At 72.3% G+C, this 13080-nt stretch carries 11 protein-coding genes; 7 read left to right on the forward strand and 4 right to left on the reverse strand.

Annotated elements, in window-relative coordinates; all coding sequences use genetic code 11:
* Positions 1-30 precede the first annotated feature (30 nt).
* The gene (locus tag ABD976_RS05085) at positions 31-1581 is read right to left on the reverse strand and encodes an alkaline phosphatase D family protein (RefSeq protein ID WP_345357866.1); all 1551 of its coding nucleotides are present in this window, start codon (positions 1579-1581) and stop codon (positions 31-33) included.
* A 490-nt stretch (positions 1582-2071) separates the two neighbouring features.
* Positions 2072-3607 (reverse strand): alkaline phosphatase D family protein, encoded by a 1536-nt coding sequence (locus ABD976_RS05090; protein WP_345357868.1) that lies wholly within the window; start codon positions 3605-3607, stop codon positions 2072-2074.
* Between the two features lie 266 nt (positions 3608-3873).
* On the opposite strand from ABD976_RS05090, the gene groES reads away from it, so the two are divergent.
* Together groES and groL are read left to right on the forward strand one after the other, a co-directional pair.
* Complete coding sequence (gene groES / locus ABD976_RS05095; RefSeq protein ID WP_345357871.1) at positions 3874-4179, forward strand: co-chaperone GroES; 306 nt, start codon at positions 3874-3876, stop codon at positions 4177-4179.
* A gap of 116 nt (positions 4180-4295) precedes the next feature.
* Positions 4296-5912, forward strand: coding sequence for a chaperonin GroEL (gene groL / locus ABD976_RS05100; protein ID WP_345357874.1), 1617 nt, complete (start codon positions 4296-4298; stop codon positions 5910-5912).
* 146 nt (positions 5913-6058) lie between these two features.
* On the opposite strand, the gene ABD976_RS05105 is transcribed toward groL, so the two are convergent.
* Positions 6059-6361: a WhiB family transcriptional regulator gene (locus tag ABD976_RS05105; protein ID WP_345357877.1), complete on the reverse strand. Its 303-nt coding sequence runs from the start codon at positions 6359-6361 to the stop codon at positions 6059-6061.
* Positions 6362-6561: 200 nt separating this feature from the next.
* On the opposite strand from ABD976_RS05105, the gene ABD976_RS05110 reads away from it, so the two are divergent.
* From ABD976_RS05110 to ABD976_RS05125, 4 genes are all read left to right on the forward strand, one after another.
* Entirely contained in the window at positions 6562-7665 is a 1104-nt protein-coding gene (locus ABD976_RS05110) for a MerR family transcriptional regulator (RefSeq protein WP_369775676.1), read from the forward strand.
* Between the two features lie 318 nt (positions 7666-7983).
* Complete coding sequence (locus ABD976_RS05115) at positions 7984-8580, forward strand: response regulator transcription factor (protein ID WP_029536209.1); 597 nt, start codon at positions 7984-7986, stop codon at positions 8578-8580.
* 448 nt (positions 8581-9028) lie between these two features.
* Positions 9029-9601: a sigma-70 family RNA polymerase sigma factor gene (locus tag ABD976_RS05120; RefSeq protein WP_345357881.1), complete on the forward strand. Its 573-nt coding sequence runs from the start codon at positions 9029-9031 to the stop codon at positions 9599-9601.
* Between the two features lie 105 nt (positions 9602-9706).
* Positions 9707-10705, forward strand: coding sequence for an anti-sigma-D factor RsdA (locus tag ABD976_RS05125; RefSeq protein WP_345357884.1), 999 nt, complete (start codon positions 9707-9709; stop codon positions 10703-10705).
* Between the two features lie 95 nt (positions 10706-10800).
* On the opposite strand, the gene ABD976_RS05130 is transcribed toward ABD976_RS05125, so the two are convergent.
* Positions 10801-11223 carry a DUF5319 domain-containing protein gene (locus ABD976_RS05130; protein ID WP_369775645.1) on the reverse strand — a complete coding sequence of 141 codons (423 nt, stop codon included), beginning with the start codon at positions 11221-11223 and terminating at the stop codon, positions 10801-10803.
* A 217-nt stretch (positions 11224-11440) separates the two neighbouring features.
* Between ABD976_RS05130 and guaB the strand changes: the two genes are divergently transcribed.
* A complete protein-coding gene (gene guaB, locus ABD976_RS05135) occupies positions 11441-12952 on the forward strand; it encodes an IMP dehydrogenase (RefSeq protein WP_345357887.1) in 1512 nt (503 codons plus the stop codon).
* The last annotated feature ends 128 nt before the right edge of the window (positions 12953-13080 follow it).

Below are 13080 nucleotides of genomic sequence, written 5' to 3' on the forward strand. Positions count from 1 at the left end.
GTCAGTGTGCCGTGCCGGTGGGTGACCGGGTCAGGCCGGGTTCAGCGCCCGGACGCCGTCCTGCACCGCGAACGAGCGCGCGGTCTCGGCCGGCGCGCCGGGCTCGGTCACCTTCCGCAGCGTCCGGAAGTCCGCCCGCATGTCCTCGGCGGTGAACCGGGTGCGCACGTAGCCCCGCCGGTTGGACGAGAACTTCACGTGCGGGTTCTCCGCGATGACGTCCTCGTTGCCGTCGTCGCTGCCGTCGCCGCCGCTGGTGATGGAGGTGGTGACCAGCTCGGTGCCGACGGCCGGGGTGCTCGGGTCGTCGTGGGTCCGCTTGACCTCGGCGGCCCAGTGGCGGTGCACGTCACCGGTGAGCACCACGCCGTTGCGCACCCGGGAGAGCCCGTCGGCGATCCGGTCGCGGTTGGCGACGTAGCCGTCCCAGGCGTCCATGTTGTAGCCCTCCTCGGCCCCCGGCGTGAGGTCGATCTTGGAGAAGAACACCTGCTGGCCCAGCACGTCCCAGCGCGCGTCGGAGGAGCGCAGGTTCTTGAGCAGCCACCGCTCCTGCTCGGCGCCGGTGATGCTGCGGTCGGGAGACAGGCGGCCGTCGCACCCGGCCTGGACGCCGTCGCCGCAGAGCTGGTCGTCCCGGTACTGGCGGGTGTCGAGCATGTGGAAGTCGGCCAGCCCGCCCCACCGGATCCGCCGGTACAGCCGCATGTCGATGCCCTGCGGCCGGGCGCTGCGGCGCAGCGGCATGTTCTCGTAGTAGGCCTGGAACGCGGCGGCCCGCCGGTCCAGGAACCCGGCGTCGGGGTCCTCCGGCACCTCGTCGGCCCAGTTGTTCTCGGTCTCGTGGTCGTCCCAGACCACCAGCCAGGGCGCGGTGGCGTGCGCGAGCTGCAGGTCCGGGTCCGTCTTGTACTGGGCGTGCCGCTGCCGGTAGTTGGCCAGCGTGCGGGTCTCCGGTCCGCGCACCTCCCGCACGTCGTCGGAGTCGCCCGCGTACTCGTACTGGTAGTCGCCGAGGTGCAGGATCAGGTGCGGCTGGTCCTCGGCCATCCGGCGGTACGCGGTGAAGTGGCCCTGGCCGAAGTGCGAGCAGGACGCGAAGCACATCAGCAGCGCTTCCAGCGAGCCCGGGGCCGGGGCGGTGCGGGTGAAACCGGTCGGGGAGACGGCGTTCTCGGCGCGGAACCGGTAGTAGTACTCGGCACCGGGGCGCAGCCCCGACAGCTCGACGTGCACGCTGTGCCCCAGCTCGGGGGTGGCCTGGGCCTCGCCGCGCCGCACGATCCGGGTGAACCGCTCGTCTTCGGCGACCTCCCACCGCACCGGTACGACCCGGTCGGGCATCCCGCCGCGGCCGTCGTCGGCGGTGGGCTCCGGCGCCAGCCGCGTCCACAGCACCATCCCGTCCGGCAGCGGGTCGCCGGAGGCGACGCCGAGGGTGAACGGGTCGGCCAGCGGGCGGCCACCCGCCCCGGGCAGGGCGTGGGCCAGCGTCGAACCGGCGAACGTGGTGGCGCCGAGAGCGGCGGCGCCACCGAGCAGCACGGTGCGCCGGGACGGGTTGCCGGGCGATCGGGACATCGGGTCCTCCAGCGTTCGGGAACTACTGCGGCACGACCGTCGCGCGGTCGACCCGCGGAAGGTACCGATGTCGGGTGGTTTCCGGGTGAACTTCAGCGGAAGAGGTGGAATCGTCCCCGCGGTCCTGTTCGCCGGGCGGGAGGATCGGTGTCCTCAGTGGACGACGTCGGTCTCCCGCCGAGCGGGAGCCGGGATCGCCGCCCGCGCGGAGCGGGCGGCGACCTGCGCGGTGCGGGGTCGGCGGCTCACTTCGGACGCCACCCGGAGCGGGTGGGCGGGCCCGACGGGCCGGGCGGACGAGCGGGTCGGGGTCGGCGCTCCCACGGCCTGTTCGTGGGCCTCGACGGTGCGGGCATGGCAGGGAACCTAGGGCAACCGCGGCTCCGGGCGGAAACCGTTCATGGGCTTTGGTGAGATATCCCGCACGCCGATCTACCTGCGAAGATCACGCGCGGTCGAGCACCGGTGACGCTTTCCGCAGGTCCGGGGTTCAGCGCAGCCCGGGAACCCGGTCGGAGACCACGAACGACGCCTGCGTCTCGGCCGGGGCGTAGGGCCGGGAGACGTAGGGCAGCACCCGGAAGTCGGCCCGCAGCTCCTCCGGCGTGATCCGGGTGCGGAGGTAGCCGCGCATCCCGCTGCGGAACCGGAAGTGCGGGTTGTCCGGGTCGCCCTCGAACTCCCCGCCCGCGGCGTCGCCGCCGGAGGTGACCGAGGTGGTGACCAGCTCGGCGCCCACCGCGGGGGAGTCCGGGTCGTCGTAGTCCAGCTTGAGGTCGTTGGCGTAGTGCTCGTGGATGTCGCCGGTGAGCACCACCGGATTCCGCACGCCTGCGTTCATCCAGCCCCGGGTGATCCGGTCCCGGGAGGCGGTGTAGCCGTCCCAGGTGTCCATGCCGGTGATCTTCAGCGGTCCCTTCGCGCTGTCGTTCTGCGCCATCATGACCTGCTGGCCGATCAGGTCCCAGCGGGCGCGGGATTCGCGGAACCCCTCCAGCAGCCAGGACTCCTGCTCGTCGCCGGTGATCGAGCGGGTCGGGTCGGATTCCTGCCCGCAGGGCCCGATCAGCCCGCCGCACGCCTGGTCGCTGCGGTACTGCCGGGTGTCGAGCAGGTGCAGGTCGGCCAGCGCGCCCCAGCGGATCCGGCGGTAGAGCTGGAGGTCCACCCCGGCGGGCACCGAGGAGCGGCGCAGCGGCATGTTCTCGTAGTAGGCCTGGAAGGCGGCCCGGCGGCGGCGCCGGAACTCCTCGGTGGCGCCGAAGACCTCGTGGTGGTCGTCGGCCCAGTTGTTGTCGAGCTCGTGGTCGTCCCAGACGACGAGCCAGGGCGCGGTGGCGTGCGCGGTCTGGAGGTCCCGATCGGTCTTGTACTGGGCGTGCCGCCGCCGGTAGTCGGCCAGCTCGAAGGTCTCCCCGCCCTCGACCGGGCGGGCCACGCCGGAACCGACCGGGTAGCCGAGGTGCCCCTGCTCGTACAGGTAGTCGCCGAGGTGCAGCACCAGGTGCGGGTCGTCCTCGGCGATCCGCCGGTAGGCGGTGAAGTAGCCGTGCTCCCACTGCGCGCAGGAGGCGACGCACAGGGTCAGCGGGGAGCGCAGCGCGCCGGGGGCGGGGGCGGTGCGGGTCCGGCCGGTGCGGCTGAGGTGCCCGCCGCAGCGGAACCGGTAGAAGTACTCCCGGCCGGGCCGCAGCCCGGCCACCTCCACGTGCACCGAGTGCGCCAGCTCCGGCACGGCGGTGGCCACGCCCCGGCGCGCGGTGCGGGCGAAGCCCTCGTCCTCGGCGATCTCCCACTCCACCTCGACCGGCCGGGCGGGCATCCCGCCGAGCCCGTCGTCGGCCAGCGGGGACGGGGCGAGCCGGGTCCACAGCACGAACCCGTCCGGGGCCGGGTCGCCGGAGGCGATGCCGAGGGTGAACGGGTCGGCGGTGATCGCGGCACCCGCGCCCGGGGTGAGCGCGAGCAGGCCGAGCGCGGTGCCGCCGGCGAGCACGGTGCGGCGGTTCGGTCGGGGAGCGGGCACGTCGGTTCCTCCTCGGTGGTGGGGCCGGGGGCAGCGTGCACCAAAAACGTGAAACGAATTCGCGTACAGGGTGATCGCATGGTGAACGACGGGCGGCGGGACGTCTGTCCCGCAGTCGGGTGACGCGCCGACGGGCGGTGCCTGTTGAGCGTTGGCACTCCCGTGGGTAGAGTGCTAGACACACGGCGCCGGAGCGCCCCGGCACCCGCGACGGCGGGGAGCCACGGAGCCGCTAGACCCAGACAACGCTTCGAAGGCCCCAGAAAGTGGAGGTCACACCCGTGGCGAGCATCAAGCCGCTTGAGGACAAGATCGTTGTCCAGGCGAGCGAGGCCGAGACGACCACTGCGTCCGGCATCGTGATCCCGGACACCGCCAAGGAGAAGCCCCAGGAGGGCAAGGTCCTGGCCGTCGGCCCGGGCCGCATCGACGACAAGGGCAACCGCATCCCCGTGGATGTCCAGGAAGGCGACGTCGTCATCTACTCGAAGTACGGCGGCACCGAGGTCAAGTACAACGGCGAGGAGTACCTGATCCTCTCCGCCCGCGACGTGCTGGCCGTCGTCAACTGACGATCCGCAGTGCACTCAGCCGCCCCGGCGGTCCCGACCGCGGGACCCCGGGGCGGTCGCACGTCGGGGAAACCCCGACGCAACCGAGCACCCATCGCTGAAGGGCTGTTGAACAGATGGCTAAGCAGATCACCTTCGACGAGCAGGCGCGCCGGGCCCTGGAGCGCGGCGTCAACCAGCTCGCCGACGCGGTGAAGGTCACCCTCGGGCCCCGGGGCCGCCACGTCGTGCTGGACAAGCAGTTCGGCGGGCCGCAGGTGACCAACGACGGCGTCACCATCGCGCGCGAGATCGAACTGACCGACCCGTTCGAGAACCTCGGCGCCCAGCTCGTCAAGAGCGTCGCCACCAAGACCAACGACGTCGCCGGTGACGGCACCACCACGGCCACCGTGCTGGCCCAGGCGCTGGTCCGCGAGGGCCTGCGCAACCTGGCCGCCGGCGCCAACCCGGCCAGCCTGAACAAGGGCATCCAGGCCGCCACCGACGCCGTGGTCGAGGCCCTCAAGGCCAAGGCCACCCCGGTCAAGGGCAAGGACGGCATCGCCCAGATCGCCACCGTGTCCTCCCGGGACGAGACCATCGGCGCGCTGGTCGGCGAGGCCATGGAGCGGGTCGGCGAGGACGGCGTGGTGAGCATCGAGGAGTCCTCGACGCTGGCCACCGAGCTCGACGTGACCGAGGGCGTCGCCTTCGACAAGGGCTTCATCTCGCCGCACTTCGTCACCGACGCCGAGCGCCAGGAAGCCGTCCTGGAGAACGCGCAGATCCTGCTGCACAAGGAGAAGATCTCCAACCTGCAGGAGATGCTGCCGCTGCTGGAGCAGATCGCCCAGAACGGCCGTCCGCTGCTGATCGTCGCCGAGGACGTCGAGGGCGAGGCGCTGTCCACCCTGGTCGTCAACGCCGTGCGCAAGACCTTCAAGGTCGTCGCGGTGAAGGCGCCGTACTTCGGCGACCGCCGGAAGGCGTTCCTGGACGACCTCGCGGTCGTCACCGGTGCCCAGCTCATCACCAGCGACGTCGGGCTCAAGCTGTCCGAGGTCGGCCAGGAGGTGCTCGGCACCGCCCGGCGCGTCACCGTCACCAAGGACGAGACCGTCCTGGTCGACGGCGCGGGCTCGCAGGACGACGTCAAGGCGCGGGCCGAGCAGATCCGCAAGGAGATCGAGGCCAGCGACTCCGACTGGGACCGCGAGAAGCTGCAGGAGCGGCTGGCCAAGCTGGCCGGCGGCGTCGCGGTGATCAAGGTCGGTGCCGCCACCGAGACCGAGCTCAAGGAGCGCAAGTCGCGGATCGAGGACGCCGTGTCGGCGTCCAAGGCCGCGGCCGAGGAGGGCAGCGTCCCCGGTGGCGGGTCCAGCCTGATCCACGCCGCCAAGGCGCTGGACGGCAACCTCGGCCTCACCGGTGACGAGGCCACCGGCGTGCAGCTCGTCCGCTCCGCGCTGGCGGCGCCGCTGCACTGGATCGCCACCAACGCGGGCCAGGAGGGCGCCGTCGTGGTGTCCAAGGTCCGCGACCTGGACTGGGGCCACGGCTACAACGCCGCGACCCTGGAGTACGGCGACCTGGTTGGCCCGGGCGTCGTGGACCCGCTGAAGGTGACCCGCTCCGCGGTCGCCAACGCGGCCTCCATCGCCCGGATGGTGCTCACCACGGAGAGCGCCGTGGTGGACAAGCCCGAGGAGGAGGCCGACGAGGCCGGTCACGGTCACGGCCACGGCCACTGACCTCCTGTTCGAGCACGACCTGTTCGAGCGCGACCTGTTCGAGCGCGACCTGTTCGAGCACGACGAGGGGCGGGACCCGCGGGTCCCGCCCCTCGTCGCGTGCTGCCCGGCGGCGGATGACGCCCCTCGTGTCATCCGCCGCCGCGTCAGACCACCGCGGCCATCTGCTGGCGCTTGCGCGCCTTGATGATCACTTCGCGTTCCGACTCCGACAGGCCGCCCCAGATGCCGTACGGCTCCTGGACCGCGAGCGCGTGCGCGCGGCATTGGGCGATCACCGGGCAGTACTGGCACACCTCTTTCGCCTTCGCCTCCCGGCGGGCCCGGGCGGGCCCCCGTTCGCCGTCCGGGTGGAAGAAGTACGCGCTGTCCATGCCTCGGCACGAACCGCGGATCTGCCAGTCCCAGATGTCGGCGTTCGGTCCAGGAAGACGTCGAGTGTCCGCCATTGCGACAACCACCTCCTACACGGTGGGGTTCCCCTCCCCTGCTGCGACCCGGCCGTCGCAGCCTCGCATGATCCAACCGTAGAACCGAGTCAAAGCTTGTTCAACCCCTTTCGCGCCAAAAGCTGTTCATCATCCGAGTGATCTGCTGATCCGAGACGGATGGCTCAACTGGCTTGCTCTTGGCGGACGAGAACCGGAACATGACCGGCGTGACCATGAGGCCGGAATGCGTTCAGGGGCACGACCGCCCCAGCACCACCGATTCCGCGGACCTCGAACGCCCAGCGCAGGACGCGGTACCGGTCGACGACGACCAGCCCCGGCTCACCGTCGCGGCGGTGGCCCGGCGGCTCGGCGTCGCCCCGGCGACCCTGCGCACCTGGGACCGCCGCTACGGCCTCGGCCCCAGCGATCACACCAGCGGCAGGCACCGCCGCTACGGCCCGGACGACATCGCCCGGCTGGAGCAGATGCAACGCGCCCTGCTCCGGGGCGCTTCGCCCGCCGAAGCCGCCCGCTACGCACGAACGGTCGCAGCTCCGCTGCCGCAGCGCTACCCGGCGGCGGCCGAGGAACCGCCGCAGGAGGCGGGCCCGGAGCCGCTGATGCTCTCCGGCCTGCTCGAAGGCGAACCGGAGTTCAAGTTCGAGGGCGGCTCGAACACCGGTGGTCGCGGCCTCAAGCTCTCCGGCGCCGTGCCGCGCGCCCGCGGCCTCGGCCGCGCCGCGCTGGCGCTGGACTCCTGGTCGGCGCAGAAGCTGCTCATCGAGGGCCTGGACGCCGACGGCGTGGTCGAGACCTGGAACACCGTGCTGCGCCCGGTGCTGCGCGCCGTCGTCGAGCGCAGGCAGCGCTCCGGGGTCGGCGTGGAGGCGCAGCAGCTCCTCGTCGACTGCGCTTCCACCGCGCTGCGCTCGGTGATCGCCTCGGCATCGCCGCCGCTCAACCCGCGCCCGGTCGTGCTGGCCCCGGTGCCGGGCGAGGCGCAGGAGCTCGAACTCGTCGCGCTGGCCGCCGCGCTGGCCGCCAACCGGGTGGGGCACCGGCTGTTCGGCGCCGCGCTGCCCACCGAGGGCCTGGCCGCCGCGGTGCGCCGCTCGGCGCCCGCCGCGGTCGTGCTGTGGGCCGACCAGTCGCACTACGCCGCCCCCCGGGTGCTGGAGGACATCCCGATCACCCGGCAGCGGGCGCGCGCCTTCGTCGCGGGGGCGGGGTGGGCGCCCGCCTCGTTGCCGGGCCACGTCGAGCTGCTGGACTCGCTGGAGAGCGCCGTCGCCCGGGTCTCGGAGACCGTGCTGGGTTGAGGGCCGCTGACCCGCGAGCCTGTGTGACTCTCATCACACAAGACGGCCCGGGTGGCGGGCAGCCGTTCGGGCACTCGCCTCCGCTGCGTGTCCGGCGACCGGCAAACGGGTGAAACATCGCAGGGTACGGAGGGTGTCGCCCGGTCCGGGAGGCGATGCCGGACCGGGGTCGCGACCTTGCTCCGTTCCGGTGACGCGAGCCCGCCGGAACCCCCGCGGAAATTTCTTGACGGATTAAGCACCAGATCGTGTCAAGGTTTCCGCTGCGGCGTCCGATAGGGGTTGTGGAACGTCACTCGCCTGCAGGAAGGAGTTCCCGTGACGACGGTCTTGATCTGCGATGACCGGCGTAGCGTCCGGGAAGGGCTCACTCGTGTGATGTCTGCTGTCCCCGGAGTGAGCCGGATCGATTGCGTGGCGCACGGTGACGAGCTGCTGGCCCGCTTCTCGCGGCAAGCGGTCGACGTCGTGCTGGTCGGTACGCAGCGTGCCGTCCCCAACGGCGTCGAGGCCACCAGGCGGCTCGTCTCGGCGCATCCGCAAGCGAACGTGATCGTGTTCGGCGCCCCCGACGACGCGGCGAGCATCGCCGCGGCCATCGCCGGTGGTGCCCGCGGTTACCTCCGCTGGGACGCGTCCCGGCCGGAGCTCGTCGCCGCTCTCGCGCACACGCTGGCCAGCACCTCGGTGCCCGCGCCGCGCCAGCCGTCCGACCCCGGCGTCCAGCTCACCGAGCGCGAGCTCCAGGTCCTGCGCGGGATGAGCCAGGGCAAGAGCAACGGCCAGATCGGCCGCGAGCTCTACCTCTCGGAGGACACCGTCAAGACGCACGCCCGCCGTCTCTTCCGCAAGCTGGGGGTCCGGGACCGCGCTCAGGCCGTGGCGCACGGCTTCCGGCGCGGTCTCGTCGCCTGAACCCCGGAGCGCGGCACCGCCCGCGCCCACCGGGGTGAGGCGGCGTCCACCGGACGCCGAACCTGCGGGGTGACGTTACGGCACCATTCGTGGCCCGCGTCACTTCTCCGCGCCGCACCGGGTTCCGCCCGGGTGGCGCGGAGTCGTGGCGCGGGCCACGTCGTCGTGCGGGCCGGGTGCCGGCCCGCCGCCCTCCGCCCGCCGCGCCCGCGACCGCGCCGCGGCGGCTCCGGAGATCATCCGGGGGCCCGCTGGCCTCGGGAAATCCCGATCTGCCGCGGATTCTGGTAGACGTGAAAGTGTGACCACGACTCCTGCCCGGCCCCACTCCCTGTTCAGCGATCGGACCCCGCCCGGTACGGTGACTTCGGCGCGGCGTGCGGGGCACGCGGAACACGCCGGGCACATCCGAGTCGCTTGAGACGTAACACCAGGGCTGCTGTCTGCGATGACCAACGTGGGGGACGGGCTGGACGCTCTTGTAGGCGCCGCCGTCGACGGCGATCGTCAGTCGATCGAGCGCTTGCTGGCGGAAATCCGTCCTTTGGTGGTGCGGTACTGCCGCGCCAGAGTCGGACGAAACGAGCGGTCGTTCGCATCCGCGGACGACGTGGCCCAGGAGGTGTGCCTCGCGGTGCTGACCGCGCTTCCCACCTACCGGGACCAAGGCCGTCCGTTCCTGGCGTTCGTGTACGGCATCGCCGCGCACAAGGTGGCTGATGCTCATCGCGCGTTGGCGCGCAACCGCTCCGAGCCGGTCGCGGACCTCCCGGACACCCCGGAGTCCGAGGCGGGACCGGAGCAGCGGGCCATGCAAGGTGAGCTCTCGGGCAGGATGGCGCAACTGCTTCGTGTCCTCCCGGCCAAGCAGCGGGAAATCCTGCTGCTCCGGGTGGTCGTCGGGTTGTCCGCGGAGGAAACCGCCGAAGCGGTCGGTTCGACGCCAGGTGCGGTGCGGGTCGCTCAGCACCGCGCCCTGGCCCGGCTGCGCAAGACGCTGTCCGCGGAGGAGGTGGTCTGAATGGCTGAGCGGAGAGGGCCCGAGGGGGAGCATGACGGTATCGAACCTGTCGAGCCAGGCCAGCAGGAAGACCGTTCGCGCAACGATGGCGACGGCCCTGACCCCGTGACCGAGCACGGTGTTCCCGGTTCGCACGAGCCGGAAACCCCCGACTCGGAGGACACCGGCGAGTCCGCCGGTGCCGACGTGCTGGCGTTCCGCCGGCGCGAGGACGACGACGCTTCTGACGAGGGCGTCGGGATGCCGACCGAGGACGGGTTCGGCGCCGACGACGACCTCGACACCGATGACGAGCCGGTGGACCTGTCCGCGTTGCAGGCCGACGACGCGCTGCTCGACGCCCTGGGCGGCACCAATCCCGAGGTGCCGGCCGCCGACGACGAGCGCCCCGGTCTCGACGCGCTGCTGGTCGCCTGGCGGCAGGACGTGGACGCCGCCCCGATCGGCGACCTGGTCGACGTGGAGACCGCCGCCGCCGCGATCGAGGAGGGCAAGCCCTCCCGGCGCAAGCTGCGGCGCAGGCACCTGGTGCCGGTCGCCACGGCCGCGGCCGTCCTCATGATCACCTTCACCGGGGTGGGCGTGGCCGCCCGCGACGCGCTGCCCGGCGACATGCTGTGGGGCGTCGCGCAGGTGCTCTACTCCGACCACACCCAGGCCGTGCGGGCCGCCACCTCCGCGCGGGAGAACCTGCTCGCCGCGGAGGGCGCGCTGGAGCAGGGCCAGCGGGACGAGGCCCAGGCCGCGCTGAGCTCCGCCAAGGAGTACATGCGCGGGGTCGACGACGAGCACGGCCTCTCCGACCTGCAGGCGGCGCACGCCTCGCTGGCCGCCCGCTACGACAACCACGAGCACGACCAGGGGTCCGCGGTCCCGCCGACCGGGGAGTCGGAGCTGCCGCCGACCGGCACCACCGAGCCGACGCCGACCAGCCCGTCCGACCCGAACGTGCCGCCGACCGGCTCCACGACGCCGCCGTCGTCCTCGGACGACACCTCGGAGTCGACCACCTCGCCGAGCGAGACCAGCGGGAGCTCGGAGTGGCCGTCCAGCGGGTCGAGCTGGGGTTCGAGCCACGACCTGATCCCCGGTCCCACCGGCTGACCGCCCGCGGAGGGGTTCCGCCGGAGCCCCTCCGCCCGGGTGTTCGGCGCCCGGGTGCAGGCCCGGTCCAGCCCAGGACGTTCAGCCCAGGGGGTTCAGCGCAGGGTTTCGCTCTCCGTGACGCCGTCCGCGTAGCCGCGGCAGTACTCCCACGTCACGTACAGCCCCGGGTCCGGGTCGTAGGCGGGCTCGTGCGGGCGCATCCGGCCGTCGTTGAGCAGCTGCTCCAGGCTGGAGCGCAGCAGCTCCCAGTCGTGGTAGTGCGACTCACCGCAGTCCGCGCAGTCCACGACGATGCCGCGCAGGCCCCTCGGTTCCAGCAGCGCCTGGTAGACGGCCAGATCGGTGAGGTCGGCCAGCAGTTCGGCCCGCTCCTCGTCGCCGAGCGGCGGGCCGTCGTCGGCGTCGTGATCCCCGAGTGCCATGCTCGGATCGTCCGGATCACCCGCGAACGGGTCTGGAGGCATCGGATCGTGCGGCACGGCCCGCACGGTACCGGCCGCGTCCACCCGCACCATCCTGCGGGGGCGCCCGGCGGCGTCGGCTGAGCAGCGGTGGGCCGCCGACGTTGCTGCACTCGGCGGTAGACGGGCCGTCGGCGCCCCGCCGGGTGGTCTCTATCATGGGGGGAATCCCCGCGTCCGGTTCCGCGTTGCAACACGTACCGATGTCCGGGAGCCCCCCACCGCACCCTCCGGTTGTGGCCCACAGCGTGAAGGAAGGCGAACCCTCGCGATGACCAGCGAACTGACCGCCCCCGGCCTCCCCGCCAAGTTCGCGACGCTCGGTCTGACGTTCGACGACGTCCTGCTGCTGCCCGCCGAGTCGGACGTGATCCCCAGCGGCGTGGACACCTCCACTCAGCTCTCGCGCAACGTCCGGCTGCGCGTGCCGCTGCTGTCGGCGGCGATGGACACCGTCACCGAAGCCCGGATGGCGATCGCGATGGCCCGCCAGGGAGGTGTCGGCATCCTCCAGCGCAACCTCTCGGTCGAAGAGCAGGCCGCCCAGGCCGAGGTGGTCAAGCGCTCCGAGTCCGGCATGGTCACCGACCCGGTGACCTGCTCGCCGGAGGACACCATCGCCGAGGTCGACGCGCTCTGCGCCCGCTACCGGATCTCCGGCGTCCCGGTGACCGACCCCGACGGCACGCTGGTCGGCATCATCACCAACCGCGACATGCGCTTCGAGGTCGACCACACCCGCCGGGTGCGCGAGGTCATGACCGCCGCGCCGCTGGTGACCGCGCAGGTCGGCGTCACCGCCGACGCCGCGCTGGGGCTGCTGCGCCGGAACAAGATCGAGAAGCTGCCGATCGTCGACGGCGCGGGCAAGCTGCGCGGCCTGATCACCGTCAAGGACTTCGTCAAGACCGAGCAGTACCCGGACGCCACCAAGGACCCCGACGGGCGGCTGCTGTGCGGCGCCGCGGTCGGCGTCGGCGCCGACTCCCACGAGCGGGCGATGGCGCTGGTCGACGCGGGCGTCGACGTGCTCATCGTGGACACCGCGCACGGCCACTCCCGCTCCGTGCTGGAGACCGTCTCCACGCTGAAGAAGGAGCTCGGCCACTCCGTCGACGTCATCGGCGGCAACGTCGCCACCCGCGCGGGCGCCCAGGCGCTGGTCGACGCCGGTGCCGACGCGGTCAAGGTCGGCGTCGGGCCCGGCTCCATCTGCACCACCCGCGTCGTCGCGGGCGTCGGCGTGCCGCAGATCAGCGCCATCTACGAGGCCAGCCTCGCCTGCCGCCCGGCGGGCGTGCCGATCATCGGCGACGGCGGCATCCAGTACTCCGGCGACATCGGCAAGGCCATCGCGTCCGGGGCCAGCAGCGTGATGCTCGGCAGCCTGCTCGCCGGCACCGCCGAATCGCCCGGTGACCTGGTGTTCGTCAACGGCAAGCAGTTCAAGGTGTACCGGGGCATGGGTTCGCTCGGCGCCATGCAGACCCGCGGCCAGGGCAAGTCGTACTCCAAGGACCGCTACTTCCAGGACGACGTGCTCTCCGAGGACAAGCTGGTGCCCGAGGGCATCGAGGGCCGGGTGCCCTTCCGCGGCCCGCTCTCGCAGGTCGTGGCGCAGCTCGCGGGTGGCCTGCGCTCCGGCATGGGCTACGCCGGGGCGACCACCATCCCGGAGCTGCAGGACGCGCACCTGGTCCGCATCACGGCGGCCGGGCTCAAGGAGAGCCACCCGCACGACATCACCATGACCGTCGAGGCCCCCAACTACAACTCCCGCTGAGTGCCGAACTGAGTGAGGGGCACCCTTGCCCAAGTAACTGGGACAAGGGTGCCCCTCACTCATCTCCCGGACGGGTGACGCGCGGTGGCGGGGCGGTGGCGCGGGGCGTCGGTGGCGGGAAGGTTCCC

Origin of the sequence: Saccharopolyspora cebuensis, assembly GCF_039542665.1 — a bacterium.
Taxonomy (GTDB): domain Bacteria; phylum Actinomycetota; class Actinomycetes; order Mycobacteriales; family Pseudonocardiaceae; genus Saccharopolyspora; species Saccharopolyspora cebuensis.

Bases quoted from the DNA above. Each gene is read 5' to 3' on its own strand.
- ABD976_RS05085 (WP_345357866.1), bottom strand. From the start codon at position 1,581: ATGTCCCGATCGCCCGGCAACCCGTCCCGGCGCACCGTGCTGCTCGGT.
- groL (WP_345357874.1), top strand. From the start codon at position 4,296: ATGGCTAAGCAGATCACCTTCGACGAGCAGGCGCGCCGGGCCCTGGAG.
- ABD976_RS05105 (WP_345357877.1), bottom strand. From the start codon at position 6,361: ATGGCGGACACTCGACGTCTTCCTGGACCGAACGCCGACATCTGGGAC.
- ABD976_RS05110 (WP_369775676.1), top strand. From the start codon at position 6,562: ATGACCGGCGTGACCATGAGGCCGGAATGCGTTCAGGGGCACGACCGC.
- ABD976_RS05120 (WP_345357881.1), top strand. From the start codon at position 9,029: ATGACCAACGTGGGGGACGGGCTGGACGCTCTTGTAGGCGCCGCCGTC.
- ABD976_RS05130 (WP_369775645.1), bottom strand. From the start codon at position 11,223: ATGGTGCGGGTGGACGCGGCCGGTACCGTGCGGGCCGTGCCGCACGAT.
- guaB (WP_345357887.1), top strand. From the start codon at position 11,441: ATGACCAGCGAACTGACCGCCCCCGGCCTCCCCGCCAAGTTCGCGACG.